Below are 24110 nucleotides of genomic sequence, written 5' to 3'. Positions count from 1 at the left end.
AGTGATTGCTGCAGTCAGGGTAGTTTTACCGTGGTCAACGTGGCCGATAGTACCAACGTTAACGTGCGGTTTGGAACGTTCAAATTTTTCTTTAGACACGGCTATATTCCTTACTCTTATGCTCTCCCCTCATGGAGAGAGCACTGATCAATGTGTTAAACCCGAAAGCTTATTTACCACGGGCTTCAATAACGGCCTGAGCGACGTTGTTCGGCGCATCATCGTACTTCAGGAACTCCATGGAGTAAGAAGCACGGCCTTTGGTCAGAGAACGCAGTTGAGTTGCGTAACCGAACATCTCGGACAACGGAACTTCAGCGTGAATCTGAACGCCAGTAGCGTTGGATTCCTGACCTTTCAGTTGACCACGACGACGGCTAAGGTCACCGATGACGTCACCAGTGTTCTCTTCCGGCGTTTCAACTTCAACCTTCATGATTGGCTCAAGCAAAACAGGTTTCGCTTTCTTAAAGCCATCTTTAAAGGCGATAGAAGCGGCCAGTTTAAACGCCAATTCGGAGGAGTCAACATCGTGGTAAGAACCGAAATGCAGACGCACACCGAGATCAACTACCGGGTAACCGGCCAGTGGACCTGATTTAAGCTGTTCCTGAAGGCCTTTATCAATGGCAGAGATGTATTCCGTTGGGATCACACCACCTTTAATGTCATTGATGAACTCGTAGCCTTTCGGATTCGAGCCCGGCTCCAGTGGGTACATGTCGATCACAACGTGACCATACTGACCACGACCACCAGACTGCTTGGCGTGTTTACCTTCGATATCGGTAACTTTCGAACGAATCGCTTCACGGTAAGCAACCTGAGGTTTGCCCACGTTAGCTTCAACGTTGAATTCACGACGCATACGGTCAACCAGGATGTCCAGGTGAAGTTCACCCATACCTGCGATGATAGTCTGACCTGATTCTTCGTCAGTCCATACGCGGAATGATGGATCTTCCTTCGCCAGACGGCCCAGAGCCAGACCCATTTTTTCCTGGTCAGCTTTGGTTTTTGGTTCAACTGCAACGGAGATTACCGGCTCAGGGAACTCCATGCGCTCCAGAATGATCACGTTGTTCGGATCACACAGAGTGTCACCGGTAGTCACGTCTTTCAGACCGATAGCTGCAGCGATGTCGCCTGCGCGAACTTCTTTGATCTCTTCACGCTTGTTAGCGTGCATCTGAACGATACGGCCCAGACGTTCACGCTGAGATTTCACTGGGTTAAATACAGTGTCACCTGAGTTAACAAGACCGGAGTAAACACGGAAGAACGTCAGGTTACCCACGAATGGGTCAGTAGCGATTTTGAACGCCAGAGCAGAGAACGGCTCAGCATCGTCAGAACGACGAACTGCTGGAGTGTCTTTACCGTCATCCAAAATACCGTTGATTGCTTCAACGTCAGTTGGTGCTGGCAGATACTCAACAACAGCATCCAGCATTGCCTGTACGCCTTTGTTTTTAAACGCAGAACCACAGGTAACGAGGATGATTTCGTTTTTCAGAACGCGCTTACGCAGAGAAGCTTTGATCTCTTCTTCAGTCAGCTCTTCGCCGCCAAAGAATTTCTCCATCAGCTCGTCAGAACCTTCAGCAGCGGATTCAACCAGCTTCTGACGCCATTCTTCAGCCAGTTCTTGCATATCAGCCGGGATCTCTTCGTATTCGAAGGTCACGCCCTGATCGGCTTCGTTCCAGTTGATGGCTTTCATTTTCACCAGGTCAACAACACCGGTGAATTTCTCTTCTGCGCCGATAGCCAGCTGCAGAGGAACCGGAGTTGCGCCCAGACGTTTTTCAATCTGATCAACAACTTTCAGGAAGTTAGCACCCATGCGGTCCATTTTGTTAACGAACGCGATGCGTGGAACTTTATATTTGTTAGCCTGACGCCATACGGTTTCAGACTGTGGCTGAACGCCACCAACTGCACAGTAAACCATTACCGCGCCATCAAGAACACGCATGGAACGTTCTACTTCGATGGTGAAGTCAACGTGTCCTGGGGTGTCGATGATGTTGATGTGGTGTGCGTCGAACTGCTTAGCCATACCAGACCAGAAACAGGTAGTCGCAGCGGACGTGATGGTAATACCACGTTCCTGCTCCTGCTCCATCCAGTCCATGGTAGCAGCGCCGTCGTGCACTTCACCGATTTTGTGGTTTACACCGGTGTAGAACAAAACACGTTCGGTAGTGGTCGTTTTACCGGCGTCGATGTGGGCGCTGATACCGATGTTACGATAGCGCTCAATGGGTGTTTTACGAGCCATTTGATTCCTCTATTGCCTTAGGCGTTCAAGTTCAGTTAACCCAAGCGGGTTGGCTTCTTGAAGCGCCCGCTTGGTTAGCATAACTACTGCGTGGCAATTACCAGCGGTAGTGGGCGAACGCCTTGTTGGCTTCTGCCATACGGTGAACGTCTTCACGTTTCTTAACAGCAGAACCTTTGTTCTCAACTGCATCAGAAAGTTCGTTCGCCAAGCGCAGAGCCATGGATTTATCACCGCGTTTACGAGCAGCATCAACGATCCAGCGCATTGCCAGAGCATTACGACGGACCGGGCGGACTTCAACTGGTACCTGATAAGTAGAACCACCAACGCGGCGCGACTTAACTTCTACAGTCGGGCGAACGTTGTCGAGAGCTACTTCAAAAGCTTCCAGGTGATCTTTACCAGAACGCTGAGCCAGGGTTTCCAGCGCGGTATAGACGATTGCTTCTGCAGTAGATTTTTTACCATCTACCATCAGGATGTTTACAAATTTGGCCAACAGTTCGGATCCGAACTTAGGATCTGGAAGGATTTTACGTTGGCCGATTACGCGACGACGTGGCATGGAAATACTCCGTTGTTAATTCAGGATTGTCCAAAACTCTACGAGTTTATTTTGACATTAAAGTGAAAATGTTTGGCCTTACTTAACGGAGAACCATTAAGCCTTTGGCTTCTTCACGCCGTACTTGGAACGAGCTTGCTTACGGTCTTTAACACCGGAGCAGTCAAGTGCACCACGGACGGTGTGGTAACGCACACCTGGCAAGTCTTTTACACGACCGCCACGGATCAGGATCACGGAGTGCTCCTGCAGGTTATGACCTTCACCGCCGATGTAGGAGGTAACTTCAAAACCGTTAGTCAAACGCACACGGCATACTTTACGCAGTGCGGAGTTTGGTTTCTTAGGAGTGGTGGTATATACGCGAGTACATACGCCACGTTTCTGCGGGCAAGCTTCCAGCGCTGGAACGTTGCTTTTAGCAGCCTTCACAGAGCGTGGTTTGCGTACCAGCTGATTAATTGTTGCCATTAAAAAGCTCCTGGTTTTTGCTTCGTTTGTTGCTTCGTAAACATGTGATAAATCCCCCCGTATGCACTACAGGCAAAGTACGGGACGCAGAATTTTATGGCTGAGTAGTAGAGGTGTCAAGAAATATACAACATTACTCTCATCACCAGGACATTTGGCTGCGATGCTTTTCGGTTAATTCAACGAAGTGATTATAGCCGATGACAGTGATTTTGTGCGAAAAATGACCAATCAGGCCTCTGGCCTCCAGGTCATCTTGCAGTGCATAAAGGGATATGGGGGCATTAAGCAGCAATTCAAGATGCGCACTACCGGCCAGGCCGGCCAGCACACCATCCTGTAACAGCAGCAGGTCGTCGCCCGCGGCTGTCAGGCGTAGCAACGCAGGCAAATCGCATTGAGTGGGGGAACGGCTAAGGGTATACAGCATCAGAATTTCCTAAAAAGTCATCACCGCATCATAGCCGGCCAATTGCTGGCGCAGCGCATCCGGTGCCAATACCTCGGCGTCCAGCACCCAGTCAGTCACCTGACTCAGACCCCGTTCCTGCAAGGATGCCTGGCACAGATAACACTGTTCAACGTCATACAATGGCAGTACACCAAAGGTGGCGATGTAATTGCGAGCGAGGATTTTTTCCGGTTGCTGCCCCGGCAATAGCTGCAATACGCCGTCACCGATAAAAAACACGCCCAGATCTTCGCTCAGCGCTGAGGTGGCCAGTAACGCATCAAGCCCTTCCCTGCCGCCTGCGTTGCCGTGAGGCCCCTGGGTAAAAACAAAAGCAACTCGTTTCATAAATTCTCTCAGAACTGCACCAGGCGGTCACTGCTCAGCGCAGCCTCAGCCAGTGAGCCTAACCCGCTGAGGATAAAACCCGGCTGCAGGTTGGCCACAGGCAGCCCCTGCTGTGCAGCCTCCTGCTCATCGGTTACCCCACGTCGCAACGCAGCTGCCACGCAGACATTGAGCTCGATGCCATGTTGCTGCGCCAATTGTGCCCAGCCACGAACCAAATCAAACTCATCACCGGCAGGCGCTGTCAGCTGGTTGGCGTTCAACACCCCTTCACGGTAAAAAAACACGCTGGAGAGGCGATGTCCTTTCGCCAGCAGAGCCTGAGCAAACTGATAGGCGCTACTGGCCTGCTGGGTGCCATACGCCGGACCGGTGACCACAAGGCAGTAATTCAGCATCAGCGTTCGGTTCCCACCAGGTCGCCGCTTTTGAACTGGCGGATATACAGATAGACGGTGTGCTTGGAGATATTCAGACGATCCGCCACCTGATTAATCGCATCCTTGATGTCAAAAATGCCCTTCTCATAGAGGTTCAGCACCACCTGACGATTTTTGGCATTGTTGGAAACGTTGCGATCGGCATTAACTTCTTCGATGGTGAACTCCAGCGTTTGTGCCACCAGATCGTCAACGGAGGACGCAAAGTTGACCGAAGGGGCCACTTCCTGGGTTTCCGGCGGCATAAATGTCTGCATCACCTGCGAGAAAGGCACGTCGAGGTTCATGTTGATACACAGCAGGCCGATCACTCGCTGCTCGCGATTGCGGATGGCAATAGTCACCGACTTCATCAGCACACCGCTCTTGGCGCGAGTAAAATAGGCCTGCGATACGCTACTGTCATTGCCGGCCATGTCATGCAACATGCGCAGCGCCAGATCGGTAATCGGCGAACCGATTTGCCGCCCGGTATGCTCACCGTTGGCAATACGTACCGCCGAGCATTTCAAGTCTTCCAGTGCGTGCAGCACGATCTCACAATGCCCACCGATTAACATCGCCAGGCCATCAACTACCGCTTCGTAAGACTTCAAAATTTCATGATCCGTTTGGGTAAACGGACGTTCGTTCAGCAAATCAAGTTCGCTGGCTTCGCTGGATAAAAGCGAATTAGACATCGAAAATACCACCCTCAAAGATCGCCTGTGCCAGGGGGCGCAGCTAAAACTGCTCGTGCGGGTTCCCTTCCACAGGCGGCACACCCTTGTGATTCCGCAGGGTGGCTGGCTGATATCAGTCTGAAACAGCACAATGTGCGTCCGCCGGCCTTGACGGCCAGGAACAGTTTTAGGTACACGCCCTAAGGGGCAGGCGCATGACTTATAAGTCCGGATAATTAGTCTAGCAAAACAGCCAGAGTAAAGCCCTTGCGTTTGCGCGTGGTATTGACGTTAAGCCCGATGCCCGGCAGGCGTCAAGCGATCAGTGGGGGAGGAAGTAAAAGTTACGCCTGATTTAGCAGGCTGAAATGAACACCGCCGCGAAGAATGTTCGCGGCGGTGTGGGACTCAGACAGACTTACTGCGCTTTGGCATCAGCCGCTGCGTCAGCCGGTTTCTCAGCCTTGGCGTCCGCTTTCGGCGCGGCTTTCACATCCAGCAGCTCGACGTCGAACACCAGAGTGGAGTTAGCCGGAATACCCGGGACGCCAGTTTTACCGTAGGCCAGCGCCGGTGGGATAACCAGCTTGATTTTGCCGCCTTTCTTGATGTGTTTCAGGCCTTCAGTCCAGCCTGGGATCACACCGTCCAGACGGAATGACAGTGGCTCACCACGGGTATAAGAGTTATCAAACTCGGTACCGTCGGTCAGGGTGCCCTTGTAGTTCACCACAACGGTATCGCTGTCTTTAGGCGCCGCGCCGGTACCTGGTTTCTCTACCTGATACAGCAGGCCAGACTCGGTTTTCTTCACGCCTTTTTCTTTAGCGAAGGTATCACGGTACTTGGTGCCTTTCGCTTCGTTATCTTTCGCGTCCTGCTCCATCTTCGCCTGAGCGGAAGCCTTCACGCGTGCTTCAAAGCTCTGCAGGGTTTTTTCGATATCTGCATCGTTCAGCTTGCTTTTGTTAGCAAAAGCGTCCTGAACGCCTGAGATCAACTGGTCTTTGTCCAGTTTAATGCCCAGTTTTTCTTGCTCTTTCAGCGAGTTGTCCATGTAACGGCCCAGGGATGCACCCAGTGCGTAAGCCGCTTGCTCGTCATCGCTCTTGAACTTGCCAGTGCTTGGTGCCGCATCGGCAGCTTTAGCCGCTTCTGCTGGTTTAGCTGCATCAGCAGCCATAACCTGGGTCGCATTCAAAGCAAAAGCCATGGTGGTTGCCAGAAGCGTGACTTTAAACAAAGATTTCATCCATTTCTCCAGTGTCTGAAGCGATGCCCCAAACAATCATTAAGTAAGATAACCGGGCTACTATAGCTGTCCGAAACAAAACAAAACAGTCACACAGGTAACCAATCGAGTCAAAGTGTGACTCCAGCTTTAAACAGAAGTTTCCTTTAATCTGCTACCCATATGATAAATCAGATTTTTCCATCATCCGATGCCCAACGGTAACAAATCTGCTCAAGGTAAGCGCTCTATTTTTCAGCACTTTACACAGTGCTGTGACGCGTTCGGTTATCGCACCCGCGAAACGGGGTGAAATAGCGCAGCGCAAAGCCGGCGGCAGCTGTTAACATAGCGTCAGATTCAGGATTAAACCGCGTCAGAGGTAGCACCATGCACAACGCCGATAACCACAGCCTGTTACTGCGGCTGGAAGAGTTGGAGAGTCGTCAGGCCTTCCAGGAAGTCACCATCGAAGAGCTCAATCAGATCGTGGTGCAGCACCAGTTTGAAATGCTGAAATTACAAGAGCACCTGCGCGTGCTGACCGATAAACTGCGTTCTAGCCAAACGTCAATGATCGCTTCACAGTCGGAAGAAACTCCTCCGCCACATTATTGATAAACCATAAAAAAGGGCAGCCCCAGGGCCGCCCTTTTTTGCCGTTACAGCATTGCGATTAGTGGCAACCGCAACCGCCGTTACCGCAACCGCCTTTCTTGGCCGGAGCCTGGTCGTGTGCATGGTCATGATCGTGGTCATGGCCATGACCGCCGCAGCAGCCGTCACCGTGTTCATGGTCGTGGTGATGATCGTGCTCGCCATGTACGTGGCCGTGCGCCAGTTCTTCAGCGGTAGCTTCGCGGATCGCGACAACTTCCACGTTGAAGTTCAGGTTCTGACCCGCCAGCATGTGGTTACCGTCAACCACTACGTGGTCGCCATCCACTTCGGTGATTTCGACCGGCACTGGGCCCTGATCGGTATCAGCCAGGAAGCGCATACCCACTTCCAACTCGTCAACGCCCATAAAGACGTCTTTCGGCACGCGCTGCACCAGGTTTTCGTCGTAGTTGCCGTACGCATCGTTAGCGCCAACATTCACGTCAAAACGATCGCCCGCTTCGTGGCCTTCGAGTGCTTTTTCCAGACCCGCAATCAGTGAACCATGCCCATGCAGATAGTCCAGCGGCGCACTCACCGGAGACTCATCAACCAAAACACCGTCTTCTGTACGTACTTGGTAAGCCAGGCTGACCACCAAGTCTTTTGCTACTTTCATGATATCTCCTACCGTTGGATACTTGGACGCAACCGTCATGGGGGCCGCGCCTTAACCGGACAGATTGTATCGGAAATCTTTCCCGCTGTACCCTTCAGCATAAAAAATCGCGCCCGATAACGCTACTCCGGATGGAAAATACCGATCACCTGCTCCTGCGGCCGGACGTGCTTTTCCACCTGTTCTTCGGTCTGCCGCTGGTGATGGCCGCACTTGACGCACTCCACCACTTCGACCTGGTCTTCACGCCAAACTGCCAGCGTATCCATAGCCTTACAGCTCGGGCAGACCGCTCCGGCGATAAATCTTTTACGTGTTGCAGACATCTCAGTGCTCCAAATTATTCGTATTCATCCCAGCCGTCGAACTGGCGACTCTCTTTTTGCATTTCTCGGTGGAAAAGTTCTTCCAACTCACGCCGCGCTTCTTTCACGCGGGAAATTTGCGCCACATCGCCGTGATGCGGCGGCATCAATTCACGCAGCATACGCATGTCCAGCCGGCGGAAGTGCTGTTGCGCGCGGTAGGCCTGATGGGGATGCATGCCTAACTCCATCAGTGCCTTTCGCCCCAGTTCCAGCGCGCTGGAGAAGGTTTCGCGGCTGAACTGCTTGACCCCGGCCTGCAGCAATTCGTGCGCCTCCACGCGACCGCGTGCTCGCGCCAAAATGCTCAGGTCGGGGAAATGTTGCTGGCACAGGCGCACGATTTCCATGGTGTCTTCCGGCTCATTACAGGTGATCACGATCGACCTGGCCTTGGTCGCACCGGCCGCACGCAGCAGCTCCAGTTCGGTGGCGTCGCCGTAATAGACCTTGTAACCGTAGCGGCGCAGCACGCCAACGGCGCTGACATCGCGCTCCAATACGGTGATGCGCATTTTGTTGGCCATCAGCAATCGGCCGATCACCTGACCAAAGCGCCCGAAGCCGACGATGATCACCTGCGGGTCATCGTCCTCCACATACGGCGTCTCTTCGTCTTCATCCCTGGCGTTGTATCGCCGTACCAGAATGCGGTCAATAATTTGCATCAACAGTGGCGTAGTCATCATCGACAATGTCACTACCACCAGCAACAGCGCGAGTTGATCGGACTGCAGTACTTTCTGCGTGCCCGCCGCCGAAAACAGGACGAAGGCAAACTCTCCGCCCTGGCTAAGCACGCCGGCAAACTGCAAACGCACCGAACTGCGCAGGCCAAAAATACGCGACAGCGAATACAGTATCCCCGACTTGATCGCCACCAGCAGCACCACACCCAGCAGCACTTCGGCCAGATGGGTATAGAGTACGCCGATATTCAGCGCCATGCCCACCGAGATAAAGAACAGCCCCAGCAGCAGCCCCTTGAACGGCTCGATTGAAATCTCCAGCTCATGGCGATATTCACTCTCGGCCAGCAACACGCCGGCGATAAAGGTGCCGAGCGCCATCGACAGACCGAGCGCATCCATAAACAGCGCCGCCCCCAGCACCACCAGCAGAGCGGCCGCGGTGAATATTTCACGTACCCCGGAAGAGGCGATATAGCGGAACAGTGGCCGCAACAGGAACCGCCCGCCAATCAGCATGCCGCCGAACGCCGCCACCTTGAGTGCAATTTGTGCCCAGTCGTCACTGCTGCCACCGGCCCCGGCGAGAATGGGGATCAGCGCCAGCGCCGGGATCACCGCCATATCCTGGAACAGCAGCACCGAGAACCCCAGTTGGCCGCCTTCATTGCGGTTCATGCCTTTCTCGCGCATCAGCTGCAGCGCCATGGCAGTTGACGACATCGCCAGCCCGATACCGCCTATCACGGCGGCCTGCCAGGCAAAATGCGTCAGGTAAAGCAGAGCTCCCAGCACCGCGGCGGTAATCAGCACCTGCCCGGCACCGACGCCAAAGATTGAACGCCGCAATTCCCACAGCTTGCTGGGGTTCAGCTCCAGCCCGATGATAAACATCAGGAACACCACGCCCAGTTCGGAAAAGTGAAGGATCTCGTCGACATCGCGAATGAAACCCAGCCCCCAGGGGCCGATGGCAATGCCGGCGATCAGGTAGCCCAATACCGCGCCAATACCCAGGCGGCGCGCAATCGGCACCGTGACCACCGCAGCGAACAGAAACAGTAAAATTGCGGTCAGTAAGGTTGAGCCTTCCATGTTTACCTCCCTCCGTGTGGCAGCGGGTTGCGCAGCCAGTCGCCATACGCCGTGGCATGGCTTTCCAGCACCTCCGGCTTCTGCCGACGTGCCCAATACACCAGCATCGGCGTCAGCCAGTGCATATGGCACATGGCGGCGGTCAACTCAAACGGGCGCAAAATATCTTCTATCGGATAGCGGTTATAACCGCCGGTACGGTAGGCTCCCTCCGGTTCACCGGTGGTGATCACCGAACGCCAGTACTTTCCCGCCAGCGCATTGCCCCCCATGCCGCTGGCAAAACCACGCGACAGCACGCGGTCCAGCCATTCTTTCAGCAGGGCCGGGCAACTGTAGGTATAGAGAGGATGTTGAAAAACAATGACCTGATGTTCACGCAGCAGTTGTTGTTCGTGGTGAATATCAATAAAAAAATCAGGATAGTGCGCGTATAAATCGTGCACGGTGACATGTTCCAACTGCTGTGCCGGTCGAAGCAAAACCCGATTCGCGACCGAGTCCTGGGATTCCGGATGGGCATACAGCAGCAAGACCTTCGGCGGCTGCGACATCATTCCCCTCCAAAGCGTCGTCAGGGTAGCGGTTTTCCGTTACCATGCTCCGCAAAGACTAATAATAGGACAGTCTGCGTCCTGTTAACTTAGAACTCATTCAATTTAACATACTCTGAACATACGGCACTTTATGATTGTATTTTCCTCGCTACAAATCCGACGCGGCACCCGCGTCCTGTTGGACAACGCCACGGCGACGGTTAATCCAGGTCAGAAGGTCGGCCTGGTGGGTAAAAACGGCTGCGGCAAATCTACGCTGCTGTCATTGCTGAAGGGCGAGATGGCCGCGGATGGCGGCAGCTACACCTTTCCCAGCAACTGGGCCCTGGCCTGGGTTAATCAGGAAACACCGGCGCTGGACGTCCCCGCGCTTGAGTATGTGATCGACGGCGACCGCGAATTCCGCCAGCTTGAAGCCGAACTGCAGGTGGCAAACGATAAAAACGACGGCCACGCCATCGCCACGCTGCACGGCAAACTCGATGCCCTTGATGCCTGGACCATCCGTTCACGCGCCGCCAGCCTGCTGCACGGTCTGGGCTTTTCCAACGAACAGTTGCTCAATCCGGTACGCGCCTTCTCGGGCGGTTGGCGTATGCGTCTGAACCTGGCACAAGCGTTGGTCTGTCGTTCAGACCTGCTGCTGCTCGACGAACCCACCAACCACCTGGATTTGGACGCGGTGATCTGGCTGGAACGCTGGTTGAAAAACTACCCAGGCACGCTGGTGCTGATTTCGCACGACCGCGATTTCCTCGATCCGATCGTCGATAAAATTCTGCATATCGAACAAGAAACCATTAACGAATATACCGGTAACTACTCCTCGTTCGAACGTCAACGTTCGACCAAACTGGCACAGCAGCAGGCGCTGTACCAGAACCAACAGGAGAAAGTGGCGCACCTGCAAAGCTATATTGACCGCTTCCGCGCGCAGGCCACCAAGGCCAAGCAGGCGCAAAGCCGTATCAAAATGCTTGAACGCATGGAGTTGATCGCACCGGCCCACGTCGATAACCCGTTCAGCTTCAGCTTCCGTCAGCCGGAAAGCCTGCCCAACCCGCTGCTGCGCATGGAAAAGGTCAGCGCCGGTTATGGCGACAAGGTGATCCTGAACTCGATCAAACTGAACCTGGTGCCCGGCTCACGTATCGGTCTGCTGGGCCGTAATGGCGCCGGTAAATCCACCCTGATCAAAATGCTGGCCGGTTCGCTGGAGCCGCTGAGCGGTGAAATCGGTCTGGCGAAAGGGATCAAACTGGGTTACTTCGCCCAGCATCAGTTGGAGTTCCTGCGCGCCGACGAATCCCCGCTGCAGCATCTGAGCCGCATCGCTCCCCGGGTGCTGGAACAGCAGTTGCGCGACTACCTGGGCGGCTTTGGCTTCCAGGGCGATAAGGTCACCGAGGCCACCGAGCGTTTCTCCGGCGGCGAAAAAGCCCGGCTGGTACTGGCGCTGATTGTCTGGCAGCGTCCTAACCTGCTGCTGCTCGATGAACCGACCAACCACCTGGATCTGGATATGCGCCAGGCGCTGACCGAAGCGCTGATCGACTTCGAAGGTGCGTTAGTGGTGGTTTCGCACGACCGTCACCTGTTGCGCTCCACTACCGACGATCTCTATCTGGTGCACGATGGCCAGGTGGAAGTATTCGACGGTGACTTGGACGACTATCAGCAATGGCTGGTCGACCTGCAACGCCAGGAAAACCAGCAGGACGCGCCGGACAAGGAAAACAACGCCAACAGCGCGCAAGCCCGTAAAGATCAGAAACGTCGGGAAGCCGAGTTCCGTAGCCAGACTCAGCCTCTGCGCAAGCAGATTGCCAAGCTGGAACAGCAGATGGAAAAACTGAGTGCCAAACTGGCGGCGGTGGAAGAGAAGCTGGCGGACTCCGCGTTGTACGACATCAGCCGCAAGGCCGATTTAACGCTTTGTCTGCAACAGCAAAGCCAGGCCAAATCCGCGTTGGAAGAAACGGAAATAACCTGGCTGGATGCGCAAGAGCAGTTGGAACAGTTCACCAACGAGTTTGACCTTTAAGGCCTCTGCCCTTACGCCTTGTAGAAAGGCTTATCCCCCAGAATGGTCGCGCGGTGCATAATGCGCCGCTGCGGCAGATAATCCGCGTTGGCGTAATGCTGCGTCACGCGGTTATCCCAGATGGCAACGTCATTTTCCTGCCAGCGCCAGCGCACCTGGAACTCCGGCTTGGTAATGTGGGCGAACAGGAAGTTCAGCAGCGCGTCGCTCTCCTTCGGTGCCAAATCAACAATCCGCGTAGTGAAACCTTCATTGACGAACAGAGCCTGCCGGCCGCTGACCGGATGCGTGCGCACCACCGGATGCAACAACGGCGGGTTTTTCTGTACCGCTACCTGCCAGCGCTGACGTTCTTCTTCACTGCCACGATGCTTGTGCTCCGGGAATGACTTGGTGAAGTCATGCTCCGCCTTCAGCCCGGCCAGCAATTGTCTGAACGGCTCAGACAAGGCTTCATAGGCCGCAATGCCACTGGCCCACAGCGTATCGCCACCGGTGGAGGGCAGGGTTTTCGCCGCCAGAATCGCCCCCAGCGGCGGGTTTTCGATAAAGGTCACGTCGGTGTGCCAGTTATCGTTGTCCGGCGGATTATTGTCATGGGTATCCAGCACGATAATCTCTTTCACCTCGGCGGCTTGCGGGTAGACCGGATGGATATGCAGATCGCCGAAGCGACCGGCCAAATTACGCTGTTGCAGCGGCGTGATTGGCTGATTGCGCAAGAACAGCACCTGGTGCTTCAACAGCGCATGGTAAAGCTGTTCGAACTGGCCATCGCCCAACGGGCGCGCCAGCTCAACGTTTTCCACCAGCGCACCGATATAAGGCCCCAACGGGGTGATACTTAAACGTTCGTTCATTGGTTTACTCCGTGCCACGGGGTCAATCGACGCTGCAAGGCGCGTAACCCCAGCTCCAGCCCAAATGCAATAATCGCAATCACCCCGATACCGGCCAGCACCACGTCGGTAGCCAGAAACTCACCGGCGGATTGCACCATAAATCCCAGGCCGCGGGTGGCGGCGATCAGTTCTGCGGCCACCAGCGTCGACCAGCCGACCCCCAGCCCAATTCGGATGCCGGTTAATATCTCCGGCAAGGCGCTAGGCAGCACCACAAAACGCAGCAGCTGCCAACGGTTTGCCCCCAGCGCTCGGGCGGCCCGCACGCGAACCTGCGCCACGCTGCGCACACCGGCTACGGCAGACAGCGTCACCGGGGCGAAGATCGCCAGATAAATCAGCAAGATTTTCGAGGTTTCGCCAATGCCGAACCAAATCACCATCAGCGGTAAATAGGCCAGCGGCGGCACCGGGCGGTAAATCTCAATCAACGGATCGAGAATGCCGCGCACCGTATCATTGAGTCCCATGGCGATACCCACCGGCACGCCGATAATCACCGCCGCCAACAGCGCCACCAGAATACGCCCCAGGCTAGCGGCCAAATGCTGCCATAGCGTGGCGTCCATAAAGCCTTGCGGGCTGGCGATGGTAATCAGTTGATGCAGCACCTGCTGCGGTGCCGGCAGGAATAACGGGCTGATCAGGTTCAGCGCGGTCACGCCCCACCAGATGGCCAAGACCACCAGTAGGGTGGCACTGCTTAGCCAAACGTTACGCGGCACACTAAAACGACGCGTCGGTGCTGCAGCCTGCGGCTGAGACACCTCTTTGAGAGCGGAGTGCAGACTCATAGCAAGGCCTCGCGCTGTTGAAAGACTTTGCCCAGCACATATTCGCGCTGCGCGATAAATTCGGGGTCGGACTTAATCGAACGGCAGGCCTCGCCGTCGGCATAGCGTTGGCCAAAGTTAAGCGCCAGGCGCTCCACCACCTGCCCCGGCCCTGGCGACAGCAGCAACAGTTCACTGGCCAGGAACACCGCTTCTTCGATGTCGTGGGTGATCAGCAACACCTGCTTGCCGCTATCACGCCAAATGGTCAGCAGCAGTTCCTGCATTTGCTCGCGGGTAAAAGCGTCCAGCGCGCCGAACGGTTCATCCAGCAACAGCAGGCGCGGGTCGGCGGCCAGTGCACGGGCAATGCCCACCCGTTGACGCATACCGCCGGAGAGCTGCCAGATAAAGTGCTGCCCATAACCGGCCAACCCGACACGTTGCAACATCTCTTGCGCTACCTGACGTCGCTGCTGTTTGCCGACACCGGCCAATTGCAGACCAAACTCCACGTTATCCACCACGTTGCGCCACGGCAGTAAACCCTCATGCTGGAACACCACGCCCCGCTCGGCTCCGGGGCCGTTAACGGTCGTTCCATCAAGCGTGATGCTGCCAGCTGAAGGCTCAATAAACCCGGCGATCAAATTCAGCAGCGTGGTCTTGCCGCAGCCCGAAGGCCCGAGTACCACCACCAGTTGCCCGGCGGCAATCTGGAAAGAGACGTCGCGCAGCGCGGGGCGCCCCTGATATTCTGCTGAAAGGTGATTAACGTTTAACATTCTGCTCCCCTACGACTGCGGCGCAGCCTGCACCTGTTTTACAAACCGATCGGTGACGTAGGCACTGTAATCGCTGTCGACCTGCGGAATTTTGCCCTGCTGTTTAAGGAACTCGGCAGTATCGCGAATAGCCTTGTCCACCGGCTGGCCAAGTTGGGTTATTTGCTCCGCCACCGGCAAATAGGTATTGCCCTTCACCAGCACCGGTATCTGTTCTTCCGGTACGCCGCTCAAGCGGGCCAGCGTGCTGAGATTGCCCTTGTCCTTCAGCCACTGCTCCGGCTGCGCCAGATAGGCTTTTTGCGCGTTCAGCGCGCTGGCGGCAAAGGCAGTCACCACTTCCGGGTGTTTTTCGGCAAAGTCTTTGCGCACTACCCAAACGTCGAGCGTCGGGGCGCCCCATTGTCCAACCTGGGCGGAATCGGTCAGTACCTTGCCCTGCTTGGCTAATTCATTCACCACCGGTGCCCAGACGTAGGCCCCGTCGATATCACCACGCTGCCAGGCAGCGGCAATGGCCGGCGGTTGCAGATTAAGAATCTTGACCTGTTCAGGCTTGATGCCCCAATGCTTCAGCGAGGCCAGCAGGCTGTAGTGAGTGGTTGAGATAAAGGGCACGGCGATACGCTTGCCGATCAAATCCTGCGGGCTTTTGATCTCTTTTTTCACCACCAGGGCTTCGGAGCTGCCGAGCTGGGAGGCGATCAGGAAGACTTCGATAGGGAGTTTTTGGCTGGCGGCCACCGCCAGTGGGCTGGAGCCGATATTACCGATTTGCACGTCACCGGAAGCCAACGCACGTAGCACGCTGGATCCGCTGTCGAATTTACGCCAGTCAACGGTAGCGCCGGATTGTTTGGCGAAGCTGTTTTCCGCCTGCGCCACCTTGGCGGGTTCCGCCGACGTCTGGTAAGCCACGGTCACGTCCACCGCATAAGCGCTGGCTGCGCTGAGTGACAACACCAAAAGTGCCGCGCTGCGTAATGAAAACAGTTTGCTCGCCATGTTCCACTCCGTTGATAAAAGTCTGTTCAGTTGCTGACAGTTTTATCTGAGCGGTGACGAGCTATAAAAGAATAAAAAAAACTGCGTTATTACTTATGGGAATATGAATTCTTTCAACCTTTTTCGGACAGGGCATACCAGACACTCACGCAGGCCGCTCCGCTCCGCCAATGCACAGGGGAAACACGTGCATGTATCTGGCTTAAGGAGAAAGCACAAGGTAACATTATCTGAAATAACCTCTAATAATGCAGCGGCGAAAACACTCCGCAACAGTGCCGCATAACGCCATTTCGCAAAAGGATGTCCCGAGTGACGGAAAATACCTCTTCTTCATTGCTGCCCCAACAGGCTGGCAGCAGTTTCACTTCGCCGTTGAATCAAGCGCTGGCAAAGGTTGCCGATGAACGACTCAGTCAGCAAGATCAGGAAGAGGTCTCCCGACTGGTCAACCAAATCGATATCACCGATCCCGTCTTGTCGATCGCCTACGGCGCAAAAACCATGAACAGCATTTCGCGCTTTTCTGAATCGTTAATGCAAGAAGTGCGTGCCAAAGACGCCGGTATGATTGGCGATCAACTCACCGATCTGCTGAGTAAGGTTAAAGCTGTCGATCTCAGCGCCTTCGGCGAGAAGAAAAGTTTGCTGGCCTCAATCCCTCTGCTGGGAAGCCTGTTCAACAAAGTCGAACGCACCATGATGGAATACCAGACGCTGGCACAACAGGTAGATAACATCGGTAAAAAGCTTGAGCAAACCATGGTTGACCTGCTGCGCAATATCGCCGTCCTGGAACAACTGTTCATTCGCAACCGTGATTTCTTCCAGCAGATCAACCTGCATGTCATTGCCGGTAAACAGAAGCTGGCCTTGGTGCAAACCGAAGAGCTGGCACAGGCACAGCAGAAAGCAAACCAATCCAGCGACGCCATGGATGCCCAAAACGTGCGCGATCTGCTGGAAGGTATCCAACGTTTTGAACGCCGTCTGCACGACTTGATGATGTCACGCACCATTGCCGTTCAGACTGCGCCGCAAATTCGCCTGATGCAAAGCAACAGCCAGTCGCTGGCAGAAAAAATCCAGAGCAGCATTCTCACCACCATACCGATCTGGAAAAGCCAGATCGTGCTGGCGTTGTCACTTAACTCCCAACGTCAGGCTGCCAAACTGCAAAAAGACGTGGCGGACACCACCAATGACATGCTGCGCCGCAATGCCGAACTGTTGCAAACCGGCACTCTGGAAACAGCACGCCAGGTCGAACGCTCCATCGTAGATATTGAAACCTTGCGCGATGTACAGGCCCGCCTACTGAGCACAATAGAAGATACCGTGACCATCGCCAGCGATGCCCGCAGCCGCCGAGCCGAAGTTGAGAAAGAGCTGGGAACTATGGAGCAGGAGCTACGCAATCGCCTGGCATCCATTGCGGCAGGTCAACGACAAACCTCCGCGGGTTAACGCTTTTAAAATCATTCTATTAATGCCGTTCTTCTTTAATCATTGCTCCCCGGACGATCGTGAATTATGTATCATTTTATTGATGTATCAGGCTTCAGAGCCAAGTATGAAGAACGCAAATGGCTGATATTTTTGATCCAATTCAGCCTTTGTATTGTCAGTGCCATCTATATCACCTTCATGCTGAACGGAAACAGCTCACCGGAAATGCAAGCCGTGCTTGCCAACTTGCCTGAAGGTGCTGAAGACAAGGGCTCCACCCTATGGTTCTGTTGGCTCAGCTTAGCTATTCTTTTTCGGGGTTTGCTTTACGATCAGGTCAATTTAGCCTGGGGATTGCTGGCTGGTCTGTTGTGGTTATCTTTCGGCGACAGTATTGCATTCATCTACTGGAGCGCCTCCCTGTACACCCTGCTGCACGTGGTAACGCACCGAAGATCGCTGAAGTTTTCGTACTTCTGGTATGTGGCGTTATGGGTAGTGGCGACTATTTGTTACAACAGCGTCTATCAGTCGGTTTACCACGGGGATTATCTGGCCGTTTTTGCGATTGTAGCCGTTGGTGCACTATATGCCCGTTACGCACTGTATAGCCGGGAAAACGTTACTGAATTTTCATCGATTGAAAAAAAACTTTATCGTCAGACTCTGGAATTATTGAAAAAAAGCGAAGGTGGCAAGGCAGAACTGCAAGCTTCATTATATGGACTGATTTACTATGCTGAGCGACTCCTTGAAACTCCGCTGAACTCCGCCGAATATGTGTCTGCGCTTCGCACCTTTTATCGTAAGACCTTACCCACTTTTTATGTACACATAAAAACGTTCAACGAAATCTATTACCTGGAACCAAATCCGGAACAAGACGATCCGTTTTACGAGATTATGAGCACTATCGAGGACATGTTCGCTAATACGCTAAAGACGCTCAAGGAACTGTATCTGGATATACAACTCATCAGCACCCCACTTCCTGACGATCAGGCAGCGCCAATAACAAACTGGCAAAATGGGGATACCCCCCCATACGAACAAGCAATAAGCCAATTGGAGTCGGAACAACGCCTCCCGCAGATCTTTCAATCGGAACTGGACGGCATCATTAAATATGCCCGTCTGATTCAGCAATGCATGATAGATGATCCAAATGATGTCAAACCAGGCTCCGAGTTTCTGGAGCGCTATTTGCCAGCCATCACGGCACTATTAGAGAAAAGTAACAAGCTTTCCGGCCAGTTGGAAATGCACGGCAATGCTGAGGCTATTGACCAACAAAGCCTCGATATGTTGCATGCTCTGCACTCGGCCTTCCGACAAAAACATGCCCAACTGTTGGAAAACGATACGCTGGCGTTTAGCACGGATTTAAGCCTGCTTAATAGCCTGCTGAAAACCGACGGCTTCAAGTAATCGCGCCTCCGCAGCATCGTCGATGCTGCGGACCCTCAGAGTTTTATTTCCCCACGCAAAAACGTGTGCGCATAGCCACCAATCAAGGTGCGATCGCCTTTCTGCTCACAGAACAACTCTCCGCCACGCGCCGAAATCTGCCGTGCGTGCAACTGATGGCGACCAAGACGTGCGCTCCAGTATGGCATCAGCGTGCAGTGTGCGGAGCCGGTCACCGGGTCTTCGCCGCCGTCGAGGGTAAAATAGCGCGAGACAAAATCCGCCGTCGCACCCGGAGCGCTGACAATCACTGCCCGGCCGACCAGAGCAATCAGTGCCGGGATATCCGGCTGTAATGCCCTGACCTGCGCTTCGTTTTCCACTACCACCAACAGCGCCTTGGCCTGCCACACTTCCTGCGGATGAGCCCCCAACAGCGCCGCCAACCCTTCAGGTTCCACAACCTTCTGCGGTGGCCGGGACGGGAAATCCAGAACCAGACGTTCGCCATCTTCGGCGTCTCGTTTAACGTACAAGTCGCCGCTCGCCGAGCGGAAACGAATATCCTGCAGCGCCGGGTTCACTACGCTGAACATCACGTGCGCCGCCGCCAGCGTGCCATGACCGCACAAATCGACTTCTCGCTGGGGCGTGAACCAACGGATGGCCGACATATCGCCATCGTCCCAGACAAAGCTGGTTTCCGGCAGGCTCAGTTCATTGGCGATGGCCTGCATCTCCGCAGCCGACAACGGTTGTTTCAGCAGGCAGACGCCGGCCGGATTGCCCCGCAACCCTTGACCGGTGAAGGCCGCAATATGGAAGTAATTTTCTGCCATCCGCAATTCCTTAATGCCAGATGAGTAACACACAGGCCGCAGTGAGCAACCCCATAGAAACGTTAAAAATGATCCAGGCCTTTTTGCTGCGCAGCAGGCGGCCGATCACCGTGCCAAATCCCAGCCAAATCACGCCGGCAATGATGTTCACCACGAATATGCCCAGTGAGATCGCCAGAATCGAGGAGTTGTATTGAGCGCCAGCCAGACTGAAGCTGGCCACCGCGCCCAGCGCCATCAGCCAGGCCTTGGGATTAAGGAACTGTAGCAGCCAACCCTGATACAAGCGTATCGGTTTGGGCGGTGCCACGTCAGTTTCCAGTTTTTCATAAGCGGCGGTAGCCACTTTCCATGCCAGCCACAGCAGATACAGGCTACCGAGAATTTTCAGCACCAGGTGCAGCGCCGGATAAACCAGAATCAGGCTACCAACGCCGAACGCCACCAACAGCAGAATGCTTTGCATGCCGAGCATGATGCCAATCATCAGCAACAGTGAACGCATAAAGCCAAAGTTGGCGCCGGAAGTGGTCAGTAACATATTGTTGGGGCCTGGGGTGATCGCGGCAACCCACAGAAAACCTAACATCGAAAGAAATAAACTCGCATCCATCAGGCGGGCGCTCCTCACCCAGGTCATTTTTTGCAGTATTATTGTTAACTCAGGCTAGTGAAGCTATCAGCGCACTAATCATCCCACAAGAGTTGCCAATAAGAATTTAATTCAAGCTATGCATGAATCCTTTCGCCCGTTGACCGGGGCCAGTAATCCCCATCTGCAAACGCTGCTACCACGGCTGGTACGTCGCCGCGTGCAGTTGAAACCTCACTGGCAACGGCTGGAACTGCCCGACGGTGACTTTGTCGATCTCGCCTGGAGCGAAGACCCGGCTCAGGCCGGCAGCAAGCCGCGCGTGGTACTGTTCCACGGCCTGGAAGGCAGCTTCTACAGCCCCTATGCCCATGGCCAACTCAACGCCTGGCGTGAAAAAGGCTGGCTCGGGGTGGTGATGCATTTTCGCGGTTGCAGTGGCGTGCCGAACCGCAAGCAGCGCATCTATCATTCCGGTGAAACGGAAGATGCTCGCTTCTTCCTCCAGTGGCTACGTACGACCTACGGAGAAGCCCCCACCGCTGCCGTTGGCGTCTCGCTCGGCGGCAATATGCTGGCCTGTTATCTGGCACAGCAGGGTACCGACAGTCTGCTGCAGGCGGCGGTGGTGGTTTCTGCACCACTGATGCTGGAACCCTGTTCATGGCGGATGGATCAAGGCTTCTCGCGGGTTTATCAGCACTACCTGCTCGGCCAGTTGAAACAAAACGCCACCCGCAAACTGCTGCACTATCCTGATACCCTGCCGCTCAAGCTGCCACAGCTCAAGGCATTGCGCCGGATCCGCGACTTTGATGATGCCATTACCTCGCGCATCCATGGCTTTAGCGATGCCACCGATTATTACCGCCGTTGCAGTGCCCTGCCGCTGCTGCCGTCGATCCAAACGCCGCTGTTGATCATCCATGCCAAGGACGATCCTTTTATGACCGACGAAGTGATCCCCGAAACCGCCACGCTGCCGCACAACATTGAATATCAGTTGACCGAGTTTGGCGGCCACGTCGGTTTTGTCGGCGGTACATTGAAAAAACCCCATATGTGGCTGGAATACCGTATTCCATCCTGGCTTGCCCCTTACCTGGAAACAACCAAGTGATCATCCCCTGGAAAGAACTGGAAACCGAAACCCTCAATAGCCTGATCGAGTCCTTTGTACTGCGCGAAGGGACCGACTACGGCGAGCATGAGCGCTCGCTGGAACAGAAAGTGGAAGACGTGCGCCGCCAGCTGAAAAACGGCGAGGTACTGCTGGTGTGGTCAGAACTGCATGAGACCATCAACATCATGCCGCGCGGGCAGTTCCGTGCCGGGCAAGAAGAAATTTAGTGGCTGTCGGTTCTATGACTGACGGAAAAAATCAGGTAACAATGAGGGATTGCAAACCAACGCGCGGAATTTTGCCCTTGGCGAAAGGGCGTCAAACAGACCAATAACCATATCTGACGCCTGCGCATTAAACACGGAGTGACCCATCACCATGTCCGCCAAACATCCCGTTATCGCAGTGACCGGCTCCAGCGGCGCCGGCACCACCACCACCAGCGTGGCGTTCCGGAAAATCTTTCAGCAGTTGAACATCCGCGCCGCGGAGCTGGAAGGCGACAGTTTCCACCGCTATACCCGGCCGGAAATGGACGCGGCGATCCGCAAAGCACGCGATCTCGGCCGTCATATCAGCTATTTCGGCCCCGAGGCCAACGACTTTGGCCTGCTGCAACAAAGCTTTAGCGAGTACGGCACCAACGGTACCGGTCGTTCACGCAAGTATCTGCACACCTACGATGAAGCGGTGCCCTATAACCAGGTGCCGGGGACCTTTACCCCGTGGGAAGCCTTACCGGCACCGACCGACGTGCTGTTTTATGAAGGGCTGCACGGCGGCGTAGTGACCGAGCACAACGATGTGGCCAAGCATGTCGATTTGCTGGTCGGCGTAGTGCCTATCGTTAACCTGGAATGGATCCAAAAGTTAATCCGCGATACCGGCGAGCGCGGCCACTCCCGTGAAGCGGTGATGGATTCGGTAGTGCGTTCGATGGAAGACTACATCAACTACATCACGCCCCAGTTTTCGCGCACCCATATCAACTTCCAGCGGGTACCGACGGTAGATACCTCCAACCCATTCGCCGCCAAGGCGATCCCCTCGCTGGACGAGAGCTTTGTGGTGATCCACTTCCGCGGCCTGGATCAGATCGATTTCCCGTATCTGCTGGCAATGCTGCAGGGTTCTTTTATCTCGCATATCAATACGCTGGTGGTGCCGGGCGGCAAAATGGGGCTGGCAATGGAGTTGATTATGGCGCCGCTGGTGCAGCAACTGCTGGAAGGCAAAAAAATCGAATAACTACCGGAGCGCGGCAACGGGCCGCGCCCCTTTCTCCGTCAGGACACCGCGCGGATCTCAAAGCTGTGGGTCACGCTGGCGGCCTTGCTCAGCATCAATGACACCGAACAGTATTTCTCGGCGGAAAGATTCACCGCGCGCTCAACAATTTTGTCACTTAAATCTTTACCGGTGACGATGAAATGCAGGTTGATATGGGTAAACAGTCGTGGCGCTTCCTCACGCCGCTCAGAGGTCAATTTCACCTCGCAGTCGCGCACATCGTTACGTCCTTTTTGCAGGATCGACACCACATCTATCGCGCTGCAGCCCCCCACCGACATCAGTACCATTTCCATTGGGCTGGGGGCTTTATCCCCGGCATTGCCGTCCATCAGCACCTGATGGCCAGACGCGGATTCGCCCAGAAACGTCAACCCTTCCACCCACTTAACTCTTGCCTGCATACTGGTCACTCCGGTTAATTTCTTAAAATCAGACTACGCTTTCGCATAGAAACTGGCAACGGAACCTGATGCTAATCATGCTGAAGCGAGACAACACAAGACACCCGCCTCACTCTGTGCTACAAACAGAGCCGCAATAAATCTTTCCGGGACACTGATTTCAGGGAAACTCCCAGGGAAAGGCTCCTTTACCGGTATGTTAACAGAATGTAGCTTGCAGCTCTCCCGGCAAGTTAATATGCTAGGGCGACAGCGTATATTTATGACACGCCTCAAAACCTGCTGCCAGCCACCATTAAAAGAACGGCGACAGCACGTTTTACAGGGAACTCTGACCCCTGTGACACAAGGCAGCGATAACAACAGAGGATAACAGCGAATGGTTCTCGGCAAACCGCAAACAGACCCTACTCTCGAATGGTTCCTGTCTCATTGCCATATCCACAAATATCCATCCAAAAGTACGCTGATTCACCAAGGTGAAAAGGCCGAAACGCTTTACTACATCGTCAAAGGCTCCGTCGCGGTGCTGATTAAGGATGAAGAAGGTAAAGAGATGATCCTGTCCTACCTTAACCAGGGGGATTTCATCGGCGAGCTTGGATTATTTGAAGAAGGTCAGGAGCGTAGCGCCTGGGTTAGGGCGAAAACCGCCTGTGAAGTGGCTGAAATTTCCTATAAGAAATTCCGCCAGTTGATTCAGGTTAACCCGGACATCCTGATGCGCCTGTCAGCGCAGATGGCAAACCGTCTGCAGATCACCTCTGAGAAAGTGGGTAACCTTGCTTTCCTGGACGTTACAGGCCGCATCGCGCAAACCCTGCTGAACCTAGCGAAACAGCCTGATGCCATGACCCACCCGGATGGTATGCAGATTAAAATTACCCGCCAGGAAATTGGCCAGATCGTCGGTTGCTCACGTGAAACCGTTGGTCGTATTCTGAAAATGCTGGAAGATCAAAACCTGATCTCCGCCCACGGCAAAACCATTGTCGTTTACGGCACGCGTTAATCACTGAAAAAACGGCGCGATGATTCGCGCCGTTTTTTTATGCCC

General features: G+C 54.5%; 28 protein-coding genes. 8 read left to right on the top strand and 20 right to left on the bottom strand.

Going from position 1 to position 24110, the window contains the following annotated elements; genetic code table 11:
* The 9 genes from FCL49_RS22235 to fkpA all read right to left on the bottom strand — a co-directional run.
* A partial coding sequence (locus FCL49_RS22235) for a GTP-binding protein (RefSeq protein WP_234369306.1) occupies positions 1 to 99 on the bottom strand: 99 nt, incomplete at its 3' end.
* 70 nt (positions 100 to 169) lie between these two features.
* Complete coding sequence (fusA, locus tag FCL49_RS22230; protein WP_174355172.1) at positions 170 to 2284, bottom strand: elongation factor G; 2115 nt, start codon at positions 2282 to 2284, stop codon at positions 170 to 172.
* Between the two features lie 97 nt (positions 2285 to 2381).
* On the bottom strand, positions 2382 to 2852 hold the full coding sequence (rpsG, locus tag FCL49_RS22225; protein WP_012147229.1) for a 30S ribosomal protein S7: 471 nt from the start codon (positions 2850 to 2852) through the stop codon (positions 2382 to 2384).
* 96 nt (positions 2853 to 2948) lie between these two features.
* Entirely contained in the window at positions 2949 to 3323 is a 375-nt protein-coding gene (gene rpsL / locus FCL49_RS22220; RefSeq protein WP_004930426.1) for a 30S ribosomal protein S12, read from the bottom strand.
* Between the two features lie 142 nt (positions 3324 to 3465).
* Positions 3466 to 3753 carry a sulfurtransferase complex subunit TusB gene (tusB, locus tag FCL49_RS22215; RefSeq protein WP_174355171.1) on the bottom strand — a complete coding sequence of 96 codons (288 nt, stop codon included), beginning with the start codon at positions 3751 to 3753 and terminating at the stop codon, positions 3466 to 3468.
* Between the two features lie 9 nt (positions 3754 to 3762).
* Positions 3763 to 4122: a sulfurtransferase complex subunit TusC gene (gene tusC, locus FCL49_RS22210; RefSeq protein WP_135318317.1), complete on the bottom strand. Its 360-nt coding sequence runs from the start codon at positions 4120 to 4122 to the stop codon at positions 3763 to 3765.
* Between the two features lie 8 nt (positions 4123 to 4130).
* Positions 4131 to 4520 (bottom strand): sulfurtransferase complex subunit TusD, encoded by a 390-nt coding sequence (gene tusD / locus FCL49_RS22205; protein WP_410001321.1) that lies wholly within the window; start codon positions 4518 to 4520, stop codon positions 4131 to 4133.
* Entirely contained in the window at positions 4520 to 5242 is a 723-nt protein-coding gene (locus FCL49_RS22200) for a helix-turn-helix transcriptional regulator (protein WP_167519918.1), read from the bottom strand. The genes tusD and FCL49_RS22200 overlap by 1 nt, the downstream gene beginning before the upstream one ends.
* 400 nt (positions 5243 to 5642) lie before the next feature.
* On the bottom strand, positions 5643 to 6476 hold the full coding sequence (fkpA, locus tag FCL49_RS22195) for an FKBP-type peptidyl-prolyl cis-trans isomerase (RefSeq protein ID WP_099063554.1): 834 nt from the start codon (positions 6474 to 6476) through the stop codon (positions 5643 to 5645).
* A 369-nt stretch (positions 6477 to 6845) separates the two neighbouring features.
* Between fkpA and FCL49_RS22190 the strand changes: the two genes are divergently transcribed.
* Positions 6846 to 7073, top strand: a complete 228-nt coding sequence (locus tag FCL49_RS22190; protein ID WP_012147235.1) for a SlyX family protein — start codon at positions 6846 to 6848, stop codon at positions 7071 to 7073.
* Between the two features lie 58 nt (positions 7074 to 7131).
* Here the strand turns inward: FCL49_RS22190 and slyD are convergent, their stop codons facing one another.
* The 4 genes from slyD to kefG form a co-directional block, all read right to left on the bottom strand.
* Positions 7132 to 7734 (bottom strand): peptidylprolyl isomerase, encoded by a 603-nt coding sequence (gene slyD / locus FCL49_RS22185; RefSeq protein WP_174355170.1) that lies wholly within the window; start codon positions 7732 to 7734, stop codon positions 7132 to 7134.
* A gap of 122 nt (positions 7735 to 7856) precedes the next feature.
* Complete coding sequence (locus FCL49_RS22180) at positions 7857 to 8060, bottom strand: YheV family putative zinc ribbon protein (RefSeq protein WP_012147237.1); 204 nt, start codon at positions 8058 to 8060, stop codon at positions 7857 to 7859.
* A gap of 14 nt (positions 8061 to 8074) precedes the next feature.
* Positions 8075 to 9883, bottom strand: a complete 1809-nt coding sequence (gene kefB, locus FCL49_RS22175; protein ID WP_174355169.1) for a glutathione-regulated potassium-efflux system protein KefB — start codon at positions 9881 to 9883, stop codon at positions 8075 to 8077.
* 2 nt (positions 9884 to 9885) lie between these two features.
* Positions 9886 to 10437 (bottom strand): glutathione-regulated potassium-efflux system ancillary protein KefG, encoded by a 552-nt coding sequence (kefG, locus tag FCL49_RS22170; protein ID WP_012147239.1) that lies wholly within the window; start codon positions 10435 to 10437, stop codon positions 9886 to 9888.
* A 133-nt stretch (positions 10438 to 10570) separates the two neighbouring features.
* Here kefG and FCL49_RS22165 point away from each other — a divergent pair, with 133 nt between their 5' ends.
* A complete protein-coding gene (locus FCL49_RS22165; RefSeq protein WP_174355168.1) occupies positions 10571 to 12484 on the top strand; it encodes an ABC transporter ATP-binding protein in 1914 nt (637 codons plus the stop codon).
* Positions 12485 to 12495: 11 nt separating this feature from the next.
* Here the strand turns inward: FCL49_RS22165 and tauD are convergent, their stop codons facing one another.
* The 4 genes from tauD to tauA are packed head-to-tail and all read right to left on the bottom strand — an operon-like array spanning position 12496 to position 15949.
* The gene (tauD, locus tag FCL49_RS22160; RefSeq protein WP_174355167.1) at positions 12496 to 13344 is read right to left on the bottom strand and encodes a taurine dioxygenase; all 849 of its coding nucleotides are present in this window, start codon (positions 13342 to 13344) and stop codon (positions 12496 to 12498) included.
* Positions 13341 to 14180, bottom strand: coding sequence for a taurine ABC transporter permease TauC (tauC, locus tag FCL49_RS22155; protein ID WP_174355166.1), 840 nt, complete (start codon positions 14178 to 14180; stop codon positions 13341 to 13343). The genes tauD and tauC overlap by 4 nt, the downstream gene beginning before the upstream one ends.
* On the bottom strand, positions 14177 to 14944 hold the full coding sequence (gene tauB / locus FCL49_RS22150; RefSeq protein WP_174355165.1) for a taurine ABC transporter ATP-binding subunit: 768 nt from the start codon (positions 14942 to 14944) through the stop codon (positions 14177 to 14179). Before tauB ends, tauC begins: the two co-directional genes overlap by 4 nt.
* Before the next feature lie 9 nt (positions 14945 to 14953).
* The gene (gene tauA / locus FCL49_RS22145) at positions 14954 to 15949 is read right to left on the bottom strand and encodes a taurine ABC transporter substrate-binding protein (protein ID WP_174355164.1); all 996 of its coding nucleotides are present in this window, start codon (positions 15947 to 15949) and stop codon (positions 14954 to 14956) included.
* A gap of 312 nt (positions 15950 to 16261) precedes the next feature.
* Here tauA and FCL49_RS22140 point away from each other — a divergent pair, with 312 nt between their 5' ends.
* Positions 16262 to 17416, top strand: coding sequence for a toxic anion resistance protein (locus FCL49_RS22140; protein ID WP_368040122.1), 1155 nt, complete (start codon positions 16262 to 16264; stop codon positions 17414 to 17416).
* A gap of 66 nt (positions 17417 to 17482) precedes the next feature.
* Positions 17483 to 18826, top strand: a complete 1344-nt coding sequence (locus tag FCL49_RS22135; protein ID WP_174355162.1) for a hypothetical protein — start codon at positions 17483 to 17485, stop codon at positions 18824 to 18826.
* 35 nt (positions 18827 to 18861) lie between these two features.
* Here FCL49_RS22135 and FCL49_RS22130 read toward each other — a convergent pair whose 3' ends face one another.
* A complete protein-coding gene (locus FCL49_RS22130; protein WP_174355161.1) occupies positions 18862 to 19644 on the bottom strand; it encodes a PhzF family phenazine biosynthesis protein in 783 nt (260 codons plus the stop codon).
* A 10-nt stretch (positions 19645 to 19654) separates the two neighbouring features.
* Positions 19655 to 20257 carry a LysE family translocator gene (locus FCL49_RS22125; RefSeq protein ID WP_174355160.1) on the bottom strand — a complete coding sequence of 201 codons (603 nt, stop codon included), beginning with the start codon at positions 20255 to 20257 and terminating at the stop codon, positions 19655 to 19657.
* A gap of 118 nt (positions 20258 to 20375) precedes the next feature.
* Between FCL49_RS22125 and FCL49_RS22120 the strand changes: the two genes are divergently transcribed.
* From FCL49_RS22120 to FCL49_RS22110, 3 genes are all read left to right on the top strand, one after another.
* The gene (locus FCL49_RS22120) at positions 20376 to 21356 is read left to right on the top strand and encodes a hydrolase (RefSeq protein ID WP_174355159.1); all 981 of its coding nucleotides are present in this window, start codon (positions 20376 to 20378) and stop codon (positions 21354 to 21356) included.
* Entirely contained in the window at positions 21353 to 21586 is a 234-nt protein-coding gene (locus FCL49_RS22115) for a YheU family protein (protein ID WP_012147255.1), read from the top strand. Before FCL49_RS22120 ends, FCL49_RS22115 begins: the two co-directional genes overlap by 4 nt.
* A 151-nt stretch (positions 21587 to 21737) precedes the next feature.
* Positions 21738 to 22607, top strand: coding sequence for a phosphoribulokinase (locus FCL49_RS22110; RefSeq protein WP_012147256.1), 870 nt, complete (start codon positions 21738 to 21740; stop codon positions 22605 to 22607).
* Between the two features lie 38 nt (positions 22608 to 22645).
* On the opposite strand, the gene FCL49_RS22105 is transcribed toward FCL49_RS22110, so the two are convergent.
* Positions 22646 to 23053 (bottom strand): OsmC family protein, encoded by a 408-nt coding sequence (locus FCL49_RS22105; RefSeq protein ID WP_012147257.1) that lies wholly within the window; start codon positions 23051 to 23053, stop codon positions 22646 to 22648.
* Between the two features lie 379 nt (positions 23054 to 23432).
* Between FCL49_RS22105 and crp the strand changes: the two genes are divergently transcribed.
* Complete coding sequence (gene crp / locus FCL49_RS22100; protein ID WP_004718520.1) at positions 23433 to 24065, top strand: cAMP-activated global transcriptional regulator CRP; 633 nt, start codon at positions 23433 to 23435, stop codon at positions 24063 to 24065.
* The last annotated feature ends 45 nt before the right edge of the window (positions 24066 to 24110 follow it).

The sequence above is a fragment of the Serratia proteamaculans genome, from assembly GCF_013337185.1.
Lineage (GTDB): Bacteria > Pseudomonadota > Gammaproteobacteria > Enterobacterales > Enterobacteriaceae > Serratia > Serratia proteamaculans_D.
This window is presented reverse-complemented; position numbering and strand designations above follow the sequence as displayed.